The organism is Thioalkalivibrio sp. ALE11 (genome assembly GCF_000381205.1).
Classification (GTDB): Bacteria; Pseudomonadota; Gammaproteobacteria; order Ectothiorhodospirales; family Ectothiorhodospiraceae; genus Thioalkalivibrio.
Genome location: NZ_KB906189.1, coordinates 1 through 14,128, shown reverse-complemented (window position 1 = coordinate 14,128; position 14,128 = coordinate 1). Strand labels below are relative to the sequence as shown.

General features: G+C 62.2%; 17 protein-coding genes and 2 pseudogenes. 12 read left to right on the top strand and 7 right to left on the bottom strand.

Annotated features, from left to right (window positions below; translation table 11 throughout):
- The first annotated feature begins 800 nt into the window (after positions 1 to 800).
- The 3 genes from F620_RS0113360 to F620_RS0113350 are packed head-to-tail and all read left to right on the top strand — an operon-like array spanning position 801 to position 2,702.
- Positions 801 to 1,028, top strand: coding sequence for a hypothetical protein (locus F620_RS0113360; protein WP_018946147.1), 228 nt, complete (start codon positions 801 to 803; stop codon positions 1,026 to 1,028).
- Complete coding sequence (locus tag F620_RS0113355) at positions 1,006 to 1,344, top strand: type II toxin-antitoxin system RelE/ParE family toxin (RefSeq protein WP_231373918.1); 339 nt, start codon at positions 1,006 to 1,008, stop codon at positions 1,342 to 1,344. Before F620_RS0113360 ends, F620_RS0113355 begins: the two co-directional genes overlap by 23 nt.
- Positions 1,341 to 2,702 carry a phosphomannomutase/phosphoglucomutase gene (locus F620_RS0113350; RefSeq protein WP_019570954.1) on the top strand — a complete coding sequence of 454 codons (1,362 nt, stop codon included), beginning with the start codon at positions 1,341 to 1,343 and terminating at the stop codon, positions 2,700 to 2,702. The genes F620_RS0113355 and F620_RS0113350 overlap by 4 nt, the downstream gene beginning before the upstream one ends.
- Positions 2,703 to 2,959: 257 nt before the next feature.
- On the opposite strand, the gene F620_RS0113345 is transcribed toward F620_RS0113350, so the two are convergent.
- The 5 genes from F620_RS0113345 to F620_RS14980 form a co-directional block, all read right to left on the bottom strand.
- On the bottom strand, positions 2,960 to 3,259 hold the full coding sequence (locus F620_RS0113345) for a type II toxin-antitoxin system RelE/ParE family toxin (protein WP_019570953.1): 300 nt from the start codon (positions 3,257 to 3,259) through the stop codon (positions 2,960 to 2,962).
- A complete protein-coding gene (locus F620_RS0113340; protein WP_026331482.1) occupies positions 3,256 to 3,447 on the bottom strand; it encodes an addiction module protein in 192 nt (63 codons plus the stop codon). Before F620_RS0113340 ends, F620_RS0113345 begins: the two co-directional genes overlap by 4 nt.
- Before the next feature lie 310 nt (positions 3,448 to 3,757).
- Positions 3,758 to 4,201 (bottom strand): transposase, encoded by a 444-nt coding sequence (locus tag F620_RS0113335; protein WP_019021007.1) that lies wholly within the window; start codon positions 4,199 to 4,201, stop codon positions 3,758 to 3,760.
- A 240-nt stretch (positions 4,202 to 4,441) separates the two neighbouring features.
- Positions 4,442 to 4,744, bottom strand: a complete 303-nt coding sequence (locus F620_RS0113330; RefSeq protein WP_019570951.1) for a BrnA antitoxin family protein — start codon at positions 4,742 to 4,744, stop codon at positions 4,442 to 4,444.
- Positions 4,719 to 4,997, bottom strand: a complete 279-nt coding sequence (locus tag F620_RS14980; protein ID WP_081621782.1) for a BrnT family toxin — start codon at positions 4,995 to 4,997, stop codon at positions 4,719 to 4,721. The genes F620_RS0113330 and F620_RS14980 overlap by 26 nt, the downstream gene beginning before the upstream one ends.
- Positions 4,998 to 5,324: 327 nt before the next feature.
- Between F620_RS14980 and F620_RS0113325 the strand changes: the two genes are divergently transcribed.
- Entirely contained in the window at positions 5,325 to 5,588 is a 264-nt protein-coding gene (locus tag F620_RS0113325; RefSeq protein WP_019570950.1) for an AbrB/MazE/SpoVT family DNA-binding domain-containing protein, read from the top strand.
- A complete protein-coding gene (locus F620_RS0113320; RefSeq protein ID WP_019570949.1) occupies positions 5,585 to 5,965 on the top strand; it encodes a PIN domain-containing protein in 381 nt (126 codons plus the stop codon). Before F620_RS0113325 ends, F620_RS0113320 begins: the two co-directional genes overlap by 4 nt.
- Before the next feature lie 156 nt (positions 5,966 to 6,121).
- Here F620_RS0113320 and F620_RS0113315 read toward each other — a convergent pair whose 3' ends face one another.
- Positions 6,122 to 6,406 (bottom strand): type II toxin-antitoxin system HicA family toxin, encoded by a 285-nt coding sequence (locus F620_RS0113315; RefSeq protein ID WP_019590192.1) that lies wholly within the window; start codon positions 6,404 to 6,406, stop codon positions 6,122 to 6,124.
- 18 nt (positions 6,407 to 6,424) lie between these two features.
- Positions 6,425 to 6,772, bottom strand: a complete 348-nt coding sequence (locus F620_RS0113310; RefSeq protein ID WP_019590193.1) for a hypothetical protein — start codon at positions 6,770 to 6,772, stop codon at positions 6,425 to 6,427.
- A gap of 377 nt (positions 6,773 to 7,149) precedes the next feature.
- Here F620_RS0113310 and F620_RS0113305 point away from each other — a divergent pair, with 377 nt between their 5' ends.
- The 7 genes and pseudogenes from F620_RS0113305 to F620_RS15260 all read left to right on the top strand — a co-directional run bounded on the left by F620_RS0113305 (position 7,150) and on the right by F620_RS15260 (position 13,723).
- Positions 7,150 to 8,739 (top strand): mannose-1-phosphate guanylyltransferase/mannose-6-phosphate isomerase, encoded by a 1,590-nt coding sequence (locus F620_RS0113305; protein ID WP_019570946.1) that lies wholly within the window; start codon positions 7,150 to 7,152, stop codon positions 8,737 to 8,739.
- 159 nt (positions 8,740 to 8,898) lie between these two features.
- Positions 8,899 to 9,648: a sulfotransferase family 2 domain-containing protein gene (locus tag F620_RS14975; RefSeq protein WP_081621781.1), complete on the top strand. Its 750-nt coding sequence runs from the start codon at positions 8,899 to 8,901 to the stop codon at positions 9,646 to 9,648.
- Positions 9,649 to 9,870: 222 nt separating this feature from the next.
- Positions 9,871 to 10,389 (top strand): annotated as a pseudogene (locus F620_RS14510) (IS5 family transposase); the annotation flags it as partial.
- A gap of 524 nt (positions 10,390 to 10,913) precedes the next feature.
- Entirely contained in the window at positions 10,914 to 11,678 is a 765-nt protein-coding gene (ltrA, locus tag F620_RS15565) for a group II intron reverse transcriptase/maturase (protein WP_231373916.1), read from the top strand.
- 2 nt (positions 11,679 to 11,680) lie between these two features.
- On the top strand, positions 11,681 to 12,157 hold the full coding sequence (locus tag F620_RS15680) for a group II intron maturase-specific domain-containing protein (RefSeq protein WP_369773822.1): 477 nt from the start codon (positions 11,681 to 11,683) through the stop codon (positions 12,155 to 12,157).
- Positions 12,158 to 12,233: 76 nt separating this feature from the next.
- A pseudogene (locus F620_RS14500) lies at positions 12,234 to 12,680 on the top strand (transposase); the annotation flags it as partial.
- Between the two features lie 419 nt (positions 12,681 to 13,099).
- The gene (locus tag F620_RS15260) at positions 13,100 to 13,723 is read left to right on the top strand and encodes a hypothetical protein (protein ID WP_155987039.1); all 624 of its coding nucleotides are present in this window, start codon (positions 13,100 to 13,102) and stop codon (positions 13,721 to 13,723) included.
- Positions 13,724 to 14,128: the final 405 nt, after the last annotated feature.

Below are 14,128 nucleotides of genomic sequence, written 5' to 3'. Positions count from 1 at the left end.
CCAGCAGCCGACGCATGAACCCCGCATCCGTGTCTTCGGGACAGGGCATGAGAGGCCGGTGAGGAGAACCCCTGGCGCTCCTATGAGGCACCCCTTCCCCGGAAGGGCTGACCCTCGCCCGTAGAGAAGGGCAGCTCCGCGACGAAGTGAAGTCCGGTCGGTAACCAACCCGCGTATATCAGAGTGATCCACCGTCGCAATCCGCTTCTCGTGCCCTGCCTCGAAGGCATGGAAAACTGGAGGTCTCGATCGAACGCTACAGCCAACCGTTGACAGGTCAATCCATATCAGGAGGCCGGCCCTCCGGCCGATCCCGCGTCCGGCCGATCTCCCGCGCCCGATCGGCCAGAGGCTGGCCTCCCACGGCCCCCCGCCGCGCAGGAGGCCGGCCCCCCGGCCGATTCGGCGTCCGGGCAATGTCCTGCGCCCGATCGGCCAGAGGCTGGCCTCCTACGGCCCCCGCCGCGCAGGAGGCCGGCCCCCGGCCGATCCCACGTCCGGCCGATCTCCTGCGCCCGATCGGCCAGAGGCTGGCCTCCTACGGCCCCCGCCGCGTAGGAGGCCGGCCCTCCGGCCGATCCCACGTCCGAGCAATGTCCTGCGCCCGATCGGCCAGAGGCTGGCCTCCTACGGCCCCCGCCGCGTAGGAGGCCGGCCCCCCGGCCGATTCCACGTCCGGGCGACTTCCTCCGGCGTGGTTGACCCCGCCCCCCGTCCGCCCTAAAGTCCGATACAGTGCGACAAATTGTCGCAATCATCCACGCTTGTCATCGCGTCGAAGGGCGCAGGAGATGCCACCCATGGCCCGAAGCGTTCGTCTGGACGACACCCTGGTCCGTGATGCACAGGTCTATGCGGAGGCCAATCACCGCAGCCTGCCCAAGCAGATCGAGCACTGGGTGCAGATCGGCCGCACGGCCGAAGACAACCCGGATCTGCCCTATGAATTTATCAGGGACGCACTGACTGCAACCGCCGAGATCGACGCAGGACGGGTCGAGCCGTATGTCCGCCGAAAGAAGGATTGAGATACGGCAGACGCCGACCTTCCGCAAGGCGTTCAAGCGTTTGAGCGAAAAGCAGAAGGACCGGGTGGACGACGAGATCGCCCGGCTGGTCGAGAATCCGGAACTGGGGACGCGGAAGCGGGGCGATCTCGCACATCTTTGGGTGCATAAATTTCGGCTGGAGGGGCAGGAGATCCTGCTGGGTTACGCATGGGACGAGGGACAGCTCGTCCTCACGCTGATGAATCTGGCCCCGCACGAGAATTTCTATCAGGCCGCCCGCAAACGCAGGGACGCGGACCTCAAGTTCCTGCACGAACCGGACCCGGGCACATGAACCTGGACTGTTTCAAGGCGTACGACATCCGCGGACGGGTGCCGACCCAGCTGAACGAGCGGGTGGCGTACACCATCGCGCGGGCCGTTGCGGAGGAGCTGGGGCCGCAGATGGCCATCGTGGGGCGGGACGTGCGCCTGACCAGCCCGGCGCTGGCGGCGGCGGTCATCGACGGACTCTCCGCCGGCGGCTGCAACGTGGCCGACATCGGCCTGTGCGGCACCGAGGAGGTCTACTTCGCCACCGCCTACTACCGGGCCGGGGCGGGGATCATGGTCACCGCCAGCCACAACCCCCTGGACTACAACGGGCTCAAGATCGTGCGCGAGGGCGCGCGGCCGGTGAGCGCGGACACCGGGCTGGAGGCGATCCGCTGGCGGGCGGAGCAGGGCGGGTTTACCCCTCGGGTGCGCGGGCGCACCGGACGTCTGTACCACCGCGAGGCGTACATCCACCACCTCCTGAGCCTGGTGGACCCCGAGGTGATGCCGCCGCTGAACCTGCTGGTGAACCCCGGCAACGGCGGGGCCGGCCCGGTGCTGGACGAACTGGATGCCCATCTGCCGGTGGAGATGATCCGCGAGAACGCCGAGCCGGACGGCAACTTCCCCAACGGCATCCCCAACCCCATGCTGGAGGAGAACCGCCGCTTCACCAGCGACGCGGTACTCTCCTTCGGCGGCGACCTCGGCCTGGCCTGGGACGGCGACTTCGACCGCTGCTTCTTCTTCGACTCGCACGGCGAGTTCGTCGAGGGCTACTACATGGTCGGCCTGCTGGCCGAGGCCAGCCTGCGCGCACAGCCGGGAGGCGGGCAGGGGAACCGGGTGGTGCACGATCCGCGCCTCACCTGGAACACCATCGAAATGGTCGAGGCCGCCGGCGGCGTACCCGTGCAGAGCAAGGCCGGCCACGCCTTCATGAAGGAGACCATGCGCCGCGAGAACGCCGTGTACGGCGGCGAGATGAGCGCCCATCACTTCTTCCGCGACTTCTACTACTGCGACTCCGGCATGCTGCCCTGGCTGCGGGTGGTCGAGCTGATGGGGCGGCGCGAGCAGTCCCTGCGCGAGATGGTGCGCGAACGCATGGAGCGCTTCCCCTGCAGCGGCGAGATCAACTTCCGCGTGGACAACATGATGTCCGCCATCCACCGCGTGATGGTCGCCACCGACGCACAGTCCGACCGCATCGACCGCACCGACGGCATCAGCGTCGAATTCCCCGAATGGCGCTACAACCTGCGCGGCTCCAACACCGAACCCCTGCTGCGCCTCAACGTCGAGACCCGCGGCGACCGCCACCTGCTGCACCGCCAGGTCGAACACATCTCTGCGATCATCGAGGCCGGCGAATAACCCCCCTGGCGCCCGATCGGCCAGAGGGCTGGCCTCCCACGGGTGCCCCGACCGGATCGGCGGGCCCCGGCGGATCGGCGGGCACGGCCCGTAGGAGGCCGGCCCTCCGGCCGATCTGCCCCGGTGGGTCGTCGGGCCCCGATCGGCCAGGGGGCTGGCCTCCTACGAGGCGGGGCAAACGGTAGGAGGCCGGCCCTCCGGCCGATTTTGCGTTCGGGCAACCCCCGGCGCCGGGTAGGTCAACGCCCGATCGGCATTCAATCAGGCCGCAGCCGAGTCCGCGCCATTTCGGGTGACCGACGGCAATCGAGCACGGCAAGAATCTGAACCCGCTCCGGCTCCGGCATTCGATAATACACGGCATACGGGAACCGACGAGCCAGCAGCCGGTAGAAGCCGAACCGGGTCTCATGGATGCCGGCGTAAAGGGCGAGGGAGTCGATTTCGCTGGCCAGGCTTTCGAGAAAATAGAAACCGACCCCGGGACAAAGCTTTTCGTAGAAATGAAAGCCGTCAGTCAGATCGCGTTCGGCTTCCGAGAGGAGCTCAATCCTCATTCAGGGCGATTGAGCAAGCGTTCCCGCGCACTGCTCCAGGGAGTGAATTGCGCGTGCCCCTGTTCCACCCGCGCCGCCCGGTCCTCCAGGATCTCACCGTGCCACTCCGGAGCGGGAACCTGCTCGGGGGTGCGGCTCAGGTCCTCCCACAGGGCTTCCATGGTTCGCAGTTTCTCGGCGACCGACATTTTTTCGATGGGTGGATCCATAGCCTGGTACCAGAATGTCAAGGGATTATGGCCAGCATATCATCGAGCAGGGGATCGGCCAGGGGGCTGGCCTCCTGCAGGGCGCGGGAACGGTAGGAGGCCAGCCCTCCGGCCGATTTCGCGTTCGGACATCCCCCCTGCGCCGGATCGGTCAACGCCCCGATCGGCCATGGGGCTGGCCTCCCACGGGTGCCCCGGCCGGGTCGGCGGGCCCCGGCGGATCGGCGGGCCCGGCCCGTAGGAGGCCGGCCCTCCGGCCGATTTCGGCCCCGCCTCCTGCAGGGCGCGGTTACAGCCATATCGCGTCCCAGTGCGGATAATCGCCGAGGTTTCGCACCAGCCCCGCACGCAGCGGATTGGCTGCGATATAACGGGCGATCGGCAACAGCTCCTCCTCCCGCCGCAATGCTCGGTCATGGAACCCCGGCTGCCACACCGCATGCCCGAGACGCCTGGACGTGACGGCCTTGATGGATCGAACCACCGTGGATAACGATTCCACTTCGCCCAGCGACATCAACCAGTGCAGATGGTCGGGCATCACCACGAAAGCGAGGGTCTCCGCGTGGTTCTCCCTGTCCGCGTAACGCAGCGTACCGATCAGGGCGCGGGCGGCCCACAGATCCCGAAAAACCGGCTTGCGGTCACGCGTGACCGTGGTCACCAGATAGATACGGCCGGGTTCGGAATACCGGCCCCGGCGAAGGGCCTCGGCATGAGGGCGGCCATCCATGGCGCGTTTCTCCAGCTTGTGTTCCTTAGCCAGAAAGCCTATCGCGCTCCCGGATGCCCGCCAACCCCCGACCCGGTAGGAGGCCAGCCCCCTGGCCGATCCGGCGTTCGGGCATCCAGCGCGGCCCCATCGGCCGGAGGGCCGGCCTCCCACAGGGCGGGATCAGGTCGTAGGAGGCCAGCCCCCTGGCCGATCGGGGCCAGAAGACGCACCGGGCAGATCGGCCAGAGGGCTGGCCTCCTACGGGTCCGGGGTGGGGTGGTGTTCCTTCAACCATTCCTTCAGGGCCGCGTCCATGCGCGTCTGCCAGCCTTTTCCGGTTGCGCGGAACGCGTCCACCACCTCCGGTGACAGGCGGATCGTGATTCGTTCCTTGGTCACTTCGGACCGTGGGCGACCGACCGGACGAAGGTTCGCGAACTCCTGTTCATCGGGCTCATGGGTGTCCGGATCCGCAGCGATGCCCTCGTTGACCCGGGTTTCCTCGTCGGCATCGTTCAGCGCGACCCGGCGGCCGTCACGTAGCGTTATAAATTTGGGCATAGCGAAGGATCTCCCGGTTGTTGGCCTTGCGCAGGCTGATAATGCGGCGAGCGGATCCCCGGTCCGTGAAGACGACGCAGTACAGCCGTTTTTCCCGGAGGGCGTACCCCGTCATCCGGCATTCGCCGTAATCGGCCCTGCGGTCCTCCATCGCCAGCAGCGTGTCGCAGTCGAGATGCGCGGCGTCGGCCAGAGAGACACCATGTTTGGCCAGATTCGCGGCGTCCTTGTCCGCATCAAATTCGATCTCCATTTGAATATTGTATGTACAAAAAACATGTGCCGCCAGCGCCACCCGGCGCCGGAGACAGCCCGGAGGCACAATCGGCCGGAGGGCCGGCCTCCTACCGGTCGTAGGGTTCGGCCTGTGGGAGGCCAGCCCCCTGGCCGATCGGGCGCCGGAGACAGCTCGGACGCACAATCGGCCGGAGGGCCGGCCTCCTACCGGTGGTAGGGTTCGGCCTGTAGGAGGCCAGCCCCCTGGCCGATCGGGTGCGGGATGTCGGGGCCTGCGGTTGGCCATGGTTCGTTGCGCCTTGCTGTGCCATATTGGAGCTGCATGTGGCAGAGGATGAGAGCTGTGGCACAAAACGAAAACGAGGTGCAGGTTGGCGCACAAGGCAGGGTGGTGATCCCGGCGGCACTGCGCAATACCCTGAAACTGCGCCCGGGCGACCGCCTGGTCGCGCGTCTGGTCGGGGAGAGCCTGGTGCTGGAACGGCGTGAGATCGTCGAGCAACGGCTCCGTGATCGATTCAGGCACATCCCGCGGGACGTCAGCCTCTCGGACGAACTCATTGACGATCGGCGGCGCGAAGCCGGGCATGAACATGGTGAACCATGACCACCGTGCTGGATGCTTCCGCCCTGCTGGCCTTTTTGCATGACGAGCCGGGCGGAGACAGCGTGGCGCGTGCCCTCGACGGCGGCTGCATGTCCACCGTGAACTGGTCCGAGGTTCTCCAGAAAGCCCTGCAGCGCGGGGTCGACGTCCGGGGCATGCAGCAGGAGTTCATGGATGTCGGGCTGGTGTTCGAGCCATTCACGCCGCAACAGGCCGAGCTGGCCGCACAGCTGTGGGAGTCCTCCCGCCGACATGGCCTGTCAATGGCCGACCGTGCCTGCCTCGCGCTGGCCAGAGACAAGGCCCTCCCGGTCCTGACCGCCGATCGGGCATGGAGCCAGCTGGACCTGGACATCGAGGTTCGCTCGTTGCGTTAACCCCGCCAGCCGCTCGTATCCGGGGCCTGGCCGACGGGGCAAGACTGGCACCGGGCAGATCGGCCGGAGGGCCGGCCTCCCACAGGGAAGGGAGGGGTAGGAGGCCAGCCCCCTGGCCGATCGGGCGCCGGGGCTGTCGGCCGGAGGGCCGGCCTCCTACGTTCCCAGGATCTCCCTGGCACGTTTGGGATCGTCCAGGCAACGGTAGAATTCCTGTGGCTTCAATCCCGTCTGGTCGATCATCGCGCGCAGGATGCCTTTCGCAAATGGCTGATTGTGTTCACTGACCAGGACCACGCGTTTCGCGCCGCGAAACTCGGGATGCACCCACTTCTCATGTGCGCCCTTTCCCTGCTTCCTGTTCACCTCAAAACCGAGGTGTCGAAGCACGCGGGTGAATTCACGATGGCTTACCTGCCGTTTGTTGGCGCCGAATCCCATGGCACATGGAGCGGTGGGTCACGCGAGGGCGCTCGGGATATCGGCATCCTCTTCGAAGCGTTGTCGATCGCGCGGCCCCTGGCCGTTGTGTCGCAACCAATCCAGGAGCCGTACCCAGTGAAATTTCAGAAAAACTCCGGGTCGTGCCTTGCGCCGGAGAAGCTGCTTCGCTTCTTCAAGATTACCGGCCTCGGCGGACGCGGCCACCTCTTCCAGGTGGTTCTGGATCATGGCGTGGAGCTGTTCGCGTACGTCCTCCAGCGAATCCCCTTGAGCAGCAATCGCAAACTCGAGGGAATATCCCGCATACAGGTTGTCAGCCCGCCGCTCCAGCAGGCAGCGAACATGAATACGCTTCTGTTCCATGGTTATCGGCGCTCCCTGTCCCCGATTCAAGTTCAAAATGCTACGCCTCCGCAACGGGGCTGTCATCACAGCATTGCCTTCCCCGACCCGTGGGAGGCCAGCCCCTGGCCGATCCGGCCCTGGAGACAGCTCGGATGCACGATCGGCCGGAGGGCCGGCCTCCCACAGGGCGGGATGGGGTCGTAGGAGGCCAGCCCCCTGGCCGATCGGGGCCCGACGACCCTCCGAGGCGGATCGGCCGGAGGGCCGGCCTCCTACCGGTCGGGTGTAGTAGGAGGCCAGCCCCCTGGCCGATTTGGCGCCGATTCGGCCCCGATTCGGCCCCGATCCGGCCCCGATACGGCGGTCGGAGGCCCGCACTGGGGTATGATGCCGACATGGACGATACCGTGATCCAGCCCGTCATCCTCGCCGGCGGTTCCGGGACGCGCCTGTGGCCGCTCTCGCGCGAGGCGCATCCCAAGCAGTTCCTGGCCCTGCCGCATGCCGATGGCCCGACGCTCCTGCAGCAGACACTCGCGCGGGTGGCCAGCGCTTACCCCGGTTCGACCACCCCCCGCGGGAGGCCGGCCCTCCGGCCGACCAGCTCCGGCGCCCGATCGGCCGGAGGGCCGGCCTCCTACCGGGCAGGGTTTGGTCGTGGGAGGCCAGCCCCCTGGCCGATCCCCCCGGAGCCCGCAGCGGAGGCAGCCCCGGACCCCGCCCCACGCTTCGCCCCCGCCCGGATCATCGTCGGCGCCGAACACCGCTTCCTCGCCGCCGAACAGCTCCGCAGCGCCGGATACACCGACCTGCCGCCGCTGGTGCTGGAACCCGAGGGCCGCAACACCGCCCCCGCCATCGCCCTGGCCGCGGCCTGTGAAGAAGCCGCGGGCCGCGACCCGCTGCTCCTGATCCTGCCCGCCGACCACCACATCGCCCGCACCCGCGACTTCCACGCGGCCGTGGCCCGCGCGACCCCGCTGGCCGAAGAAGGCTACCTCGTCACCTTCGGCGTCACCCCCGAACGCCCCGAGACCGGCTACGGCTACATCCGCCGCGGCGAGTCACTGGGTGATGCCGGCGCCCGCGTGGCCCGCTTTACCGAAAAGCCCGACGCCGCCACCGCCCGGCAATATCTGGAAGAGGGCGACTACCTGTGGAACGCCGGCATCTTCCTGTTCCGCGCCTCGCGCGTACTGGCCGAACTGGAACGCCACGCCCCCGACATCCCGCGCGCCGCGCGCGCCGCCATCGCCGGCGCCCAACACGACCTCGACTTCCTCCGCCCCGACCCCGAGGCCTTCCGCCAGGCCCCCGCGCGCTCCATCGACTACGCCGTGATGGAAGCCACCTATGCCGCCGCCGTCACCCCGCTGGACGCCGGCTGGACCGACATCGGCTCCTGGGAGGCACTAGCCGCACTGCAGGAACCGGACGTCCACGGCAACCACACCCGCGGCGACACCGTACTGGAGGACTGCACCCGCAGCCTGGTGGAAGGCCACGACACGCTCGTCGCCGCCCTCGGCCTGCAGGAGCTCGCCGTGATCGCCACCCCGGACGCCGTATTCGCCGCACCCCGCGACAGGCTCCCCGAACTGCGCGCCCTGGTCGAACGCCTGCGCGAGCAGTCCCGCCCCGAGGTGCACCAGTACCCCACCGTGCACCGCCCCTGGGGCCATTACCGCAGCATGGAGACCGGCGAGCGCTACCAGGTCAAGCACCTGCACGTGCGCCCCGGCGCGCGACTCTCCCTGCAGCGCCACCGCCACCGCGCCGAACACTGGATCGTGGTCGCCGGCACCGCCCGCGTCACGCGGGGAAAAACCGTTTATGATGTACGGGAAGACCAGTCGACCTACATCCCCCTGCACGAGATCCATTGCCTCGAGAATCCGGGCGAGGGACCGCTGGAGGTGATCGAGGTGCAGACCGGGGATTATCTTGGAGAGGATGATATTGAGCGACTCAAAAAGAACGACTGATACCGGCTTTAAGGGCTCAGGCTCATCGTTTTGTGGAAGTTAGAGCGATTGCAATATAAACGCATACCAACGCCCTCATGCTATACTGAGAAGACTTCTAATTTTATTTTGTTGGATATTAATTTTTTGTGACGCCCTCTAGAGCTTGGCGAGGACTCAATGAGCGGTATAGTTCAGATCAAAAATCCACTCCGTTCTTGCTTTGACCTGACGGTCAGGCAGTGGGCCGCATACCAAGCGTTTGGCGTGGCCCCGAGAGATTACCGGGCCATCGAGAAACTGTGCTTCTTTGACGGCTTGGGTATTTGTTACAATCGCGTCCAGAAAAATGCTAACACAACAGTGGTATGTGTCTTGTGTGCGCTGGAGGGTTATAAATTTAAGGGGCATTCCGAGGCCAAAAAGAAAAGCAGGAAGGTGCCCGCGCGCTCCGTTTTATCCAGACCTGTCTATCATAAGATGGTCGTTGTTCGAAGCCCGTACACACGACTGCTCTCCGCCTTTCTTCAAAAGTTCACTTATAGGCGGGAGAAGTATGTTCCTGTGTATGGTGACTTCTCTCCCACTCCGGAAGGATTTCGAGACTTTGTGATGTATCTTGCGCAAAAAGGAATTTCAGGAAATAGTCATTGGGACCTCCAAAAAAAACAGATTGCTTACGACCTGAGTTTTTATGACACGGTTGTTCGGTTTGAGAATTTTTCGACTGAGTTTGGGGCTATGCTCGAGGAGCTAAATTTGGGTTCTGACGATGGTTGGCTCCGCGATCTTTGGCCAAGCGATACCAAGAAGAAGACACAATCTTCTACAATGGTTGACCGTTTCTATGACGATAGCTTAATTGATATCGTGCGCGAACTTTATTCGGAGGACTTTGCATTTTTGGGCTACAATAATCGAATTACGTAGGCTGCAAAACGTCTCGATATTTTGCTTCCGGTTCGTGGCGTGGTCTATCTGGCCGAATGGTGCTTCTCATCGAGGTCTGGTGGTGTTTTGAGGCTGTCAATGTCAGTTCGGTTGGGGAGGATCTACAAGCTAAGGGAGACGCTGATTTAATCCGCCGCTGCTCCCGCCCGGCGAGCGGGTTTGGGATAATGGCAGCAGGTTTTCTGCCCGAGGTGATGGTCGATGTCGCAGCGCAGTTTTTCCGATCTCGAGTACTCCGCCAAGCGCAAGCAGACGCGGCGCGACCGGTTTCTGGGGGAGATCGATGCGATCACGCCCTGGGCGGCGCTGGTGGAGGCGATCGAGCCGCACTACCCGAAGGGGAAGCGCGGCCGCCCGCCGATTGGTCTGGAGCGGATGCTGCGGATGTACGTGGCGCAGCAGTGCTTCAACCTGTCGGATGAAGGGATCGAGGACGCGGTCTACGACAGCCAGGCGATCCGGCGCTTTGTCGGGATCGACCTGAGCCGCGAAGACGCCCCGGATGCCACCACTCTGCTGCAGTTCCGTCGGTTGCTGGAGCGCCACGACCTGACCCGGGTGATCTTCGAGCGGCTCAACGCCCATCTGCAGGAACGGGGCCTGCTGCTGCGTGAGGGAACGGTCGTGGATGCCACGCTGATCGCCGCCCCGCCATCGACGAAGAACGAGAACAAGGCGCGTGACCCGGAGAGGCACCAAACGAAGAAAGGCAATCAGTGGTGTGTGTCACGAACACAGGCTTTGCCTGTGGTGCTGTGCTAAAGATGGGAGAGGTCCTCCCGGAGTCGGCTTGCAGGAGCGGGCTCCAAACCGCCCGGTGCTGCTGCGTCCAAAAGACGTGGTGGTGAGCGACCGGGAAAAGTCACTGATAAGGTGGCAGGTGTGCATTGAGAAGATGAGCGAAAGCGAACCGTCCGACGACGCATCGTTATTGCCAAAAGTGCTGTCAAAACTGAGGTAGACCATTGGCTTCAGGACGAGTTGGGGCGTTACCTGCTTACGGACCCGATGACAGCCGGTGTATAGGCGGCATGATCTCAATGTGGGCTTTGGTACGGAACGTGAGAACCTTGTTCCAGATGATAAGGGAAATGACAAGTGGCTGAAACCATAAGGAAGAATACCGATGCTGGGACGAGGGGCGGAGCCGCTCGTAGTAGTGAAGAAGCCTCTGTAATGGAGGTGGAGCGAAGGGGCGGCCTTATCCTGTCGACGAAGGCTGTCAACCTCCGGGGATGAGCAGCATGATCTCGACGAAACCTTATGGCATAGCGAAACGCGTGGTGTGGGAGGCATACCAGCAAGTCAAGGCCAATCGCGGTGCTGCCGGAATCGACGACGAAACGATCGCCGACTTCGAGCGGGACCTTCCGAAGAATCTATACAAACTGTGGAACCGGATGTCGTCGGGGTCATACTTCCCGCCGCCGGTTAAGCAAATTGAGATTCCAAAGGGAACGGGAGGCACACGTAAGCTGGGTGTTCCTACGGTCTCCGACCGTGTTGCGCAAACCGTCGTCAAACGTCATATCGAGCCCACCCTGGAATTGATCTTTCATCCGGATTCTTATGGATACCGGCCTGAACGATCTGCAAAGCAGGCTGTGGCGATTACTCGCGAACGCTGCTGGCGATATGATTGGGTGGTTGAGTTTGATATCAAGGCAGCCTTTGATCAAATCGATCATAGGCTTTTGATGAAGGCGGTTCGTACCCACATCACGGAGGACTGGGTTCTTCTGTACATTGAACGGTGGTTGATTGCACCGTATGAAACGGAAGAGGGAGAACGCGTTCCTCGTGAGCGTGGCACACCGCAGGGCGGTGTGGTTAGCCCCATCCTGATGAATTTGTTTATGCACTATGTCTTTGATTGTTGGATGGCCCGTAACAGTCCTAACTGCCCGTTCGCCCGTTACGCCGACGATGCGGTAGTTCACTGCAAAACTCGCAAGCAGGCGGAATACGTGATGCGTGCCATCGCGGAACGGCTCTCGCAGTGTGGCTGACGATGCATCCTGAGAAATCGAAGATTGTATATTGCAAAGACAGCAACCGGACTGAACAGCATATGCATGTCAGCTTTACCTTCCTGGGATTCACATTCAAGCCGAGGAAGGCCTACAGTAAGCAAGGCATGCTCTTTACCGCCTTCCTTCCGGGGGCGAGCAAAGACGCTTTGAAGCGGATGCGTCAGGCAGTGCGCAGGTGGCGGCTGAATCGGCAAACCCATGTAACGCTAGCCGACGTGGCTCGGCTCTATAATCCAGTGATACGGGGATGGTGGCAGTACTATGGTAGCTTTTATCGCACCGCTATCCTCAGTGTCTTCGGGCACATTGATCAGGCGCTTGCGCGTTGGGCTCGACGAAAGTACAAGAGCCTCTATGGACGCAAACGGCGCAGTTCTGAATGGCTGGGGAAGATTCGGGAAGAGACGCCGCGGTTGTTCTATCACTGGGATGTGAGAGAGCAGCAGGTTGGGTAAGGGGAGCCGTATGACGCGGGAGTGTCACGTACGGTTCTGCGAGAGGCTGGAGGCGAGATTCCTTCGGTCTACTCACCACTTCGGGATGAAGGCGCATGTCGGCGCGGACGTGGTCACGGGCCTAGTCCACACCGTGAAGGGGACGGCGGCGAACGTCTCGGACGTGTCGCAGGTGCCGGACCTGCTGCACGTCGAGGAAGACAGCCTGCATGGCGATGCCGGCTACATCGGTGCGGAGAAGCGGCTGGACGCGCATCGTCCCGAAACCCACATCGCGCGCAAGCGCGGCACCGTGCGCGCAATGCCGGAAGGCCCGGCGCGCGAACGGGTGCGCGCCGCCGAACGGCAGAAGGCGCAGTTGCGTTCGATCGTCGAGCATCCGTTCCATGTGGTGAAGAACCTCTTCGGCTACCGCAAGGTCCGCTACCGCGGCCTCAATAAGAACACCGCGCAGCTGCACAGTCTGTTCGCCCTGGCGAACCTGTACCGCGCGCGACGGTGGGGGCTCCTCACGCAGGGATAGTGTGTCTGCATGACCGGAAATCGCCCCTGTAACCGCTCAAAACGGCGGTTACAGGGGCCAAAACAGGCCGCCGGGGCCCTGATGTCCTGCCAAACGCGCTTCGGCGGGATATGGAGCGGCATGCGGAGCCTTTGATCAGCGTTTCCGCAACAGGAACGCCCCGGTTCATTTCGTAAACGTGTATATAACCAGCCGGGACCTGCCACCTATGGGATAATCAAACGCAGCGACCGACCGCTTTGCGCCGTCAAGGAGGGCGTGTGATTATAAGTCACAAATATCAGTTCATCTTTGTTCATAATAGGAAGTGTGCTGGTAGTTCTATTGCGTCATGCCTATACCCTCACCTAGGGCCGCGTGACATATACCTCGATTCCATTCAGACAATTACGAATTGCTTCCCGCCTCGGAAGTTTATAGTGCGTGATGTCTTTCTTAATCCGAAAGGGCTCGGGATGTTGGCCCTTAAGGGGGGCGGTCGCGCAATCACTCGTAAGGGCTCTTTTGAGGGGGTGCTGAGGGATTCGCTATATTCTAGCTACAAGAAACTTTTTCCTGAGACTCAATCTCCGATCTTCCCGAACGCTTCCGAGGTTCAAAAGGCATTCCCGTATGAATGGGAAAATTACTACAAGTTTTGCTTTGTACGAAATCCATACAGCAAGATGGTTTCTGACTATTTTTGGAGAAGATCATTAAAAGGTTCGGAAGTCGGGTTTGATGAATTTGTTCGGCGTGCTTATTTCGAGTCAATCGAGGGTAAAAAACAGGACGACCTCCTCCCTAGTCCGATAACAAACTGGCCGCTTTATACAATCGAAGACAATGTGGTTATGGACTACGTTGGATTCTTTGAGAGTTTGGATCTAGATTTTTATTTTGTTGCTTCCAAGCTTGACCTTCCTGTCGACGCAATGGCTCTGCCTGAATTAAAAAAGCGTTCCGGATTATTCGACTATCGCGACATTTATACGGAAGTCTCGCGTGAGTTGGTTTATAGCTTATGCAGTAAAGAAATTGATGAACATAAATACTCATTTTGACCCAAAAAAGGCACAAATAAAAATGTAATTAAAGGGGGTGATGCTAGTGCTATGGCAGCCCACTGCTGTCCCACTTAATTCAACGAGATAGCCCGATTCCTGGGCTGTTTTCGATACAATGATTTCACTAAAATTGCAGGTCTCGCCTGATTGCATACCGCGAGAGAAGGCACCCCTGTTTCATGCCCGGGAGTGGATGAGTATTGTGCCCGATGAGCGAACGGGAGGCTGACCGCATGGCGAGTACGGCGTCTGTCCAGAAAATTGTCGGCCCTGAACTGAACTCTGAATTCAGGAACTGAAGAACGAATAAAACTCATCGAGGGTAGTATCTTCGCAGTAGGCAAGATGATTGGTTTTTTGAGCAATGTGTCGGGATAGGTTCTGGAAAGAAGGAATCTGACT

Bases quoted from the DNA above. Each gene is read 5' to 3' on its own strand.
- F620_RS0113360 (WP_018946147.1), top strand. From the start codon at position 801: ATGGCCCGAAGCGTTCGTCTGGACGACACCCTGGTCCGTGATGCACAG.
- F620_RS0113355 (WP_231373918.1), top strand. From the start codon at position 1,006: ATGTCCGCCGAAAGAAGGATTGAGATACGGCAGACGCCGACCTTCCGC.
- F620_RS0113350 (WP_019570954.1), top strand. From the start codon at position 1,341: ATGAACCTGGACTGTTTCAAGGCGTACGACATCCGCGGACGGGTGCCG.
- F620_RS0113345 (WP_019570953.1), bottom strand. From the start codon at position 3,259: ATGAGGATTGAGCTCCTCTCGGAAGCCGAACGCGATCTGACTGACGGC.
- F620_RS0113340 (WP_026331482.1), bottom strand. From the start codon at position 3,447: ATGTCGGTCGCCGAGAAACTGCGAACCATGGAAGCCCTGTGGGAGGAC.
- F620_RS0113335 (WP_019021007.1), bottom strand. From the start codon at position 4,201: ATGGATGGCCGCCCTCATGCCGAGGCCCTTCGCCGGGGCCGGTATTCC.
- F620_RS0113330 (WP_019570951.1), bottom strand. From the start codon at position 4,744: ATGCCCAAATTTATAACGCTACGTGACGGCCGCCGGGTCGCGCTGAAC.
- F620_RS14980 (WP_081621782.1), bottom strand. From the start codon at position 4,997: ATGGAGATCGAATTTGATGCGGACAAGGACGCCGCGAATCTGGCCAAA.
- F620_RS0113320 (WP_019570949.1), top strand. From the start codon at position 5,585: ATGACCACCGTGCTGGATGCTTCCGCCCTGCTGGCCTTTTTGCATGAC.
- F620_RS0113315 (WP_019590192.1), bottom strand. From the start codon at position 6,406: ATGGGATTCGGCGCCAACAAACGGCAGGTAAGCCATCGTGAATTCACC.
- F620_RS0113310 (WP_019590193.1), bottom strand. From the start codon at position 6,772: ATGGAACAGAAGCGTATTCATGTTCGCTGCCTGCTGGAGCGGCGGGCT.
- F620_RS0113305 (WP_019570946.1), top strand. From the start codon at position 7,150: ATGGACGATACCGTGATCCAGCCCGTCATCCTCGCCGGCGGTTCCGGG.
- F620_RS14975 (WP_081621781.1), top strand. From the start codon at position 8,899: ATGAGCGGTATAGTTCAGATCAAAAATCCACTCCGTTCTTGCTTTGAC.
- ltrA (WP_231373916.1), top strand. From the start codon at position 10,914: ATGATCTCGACGAAACCTTATGGCATAGCGAAACGCGTGGTGTGGGAG.
- F620_RS15680 (WP_369773822.1), top strand. From the start codon at position 11,681: ATGCATCCTGAGAAATCGAAGATTGTATATTGCAAAGACAGCAACCGG.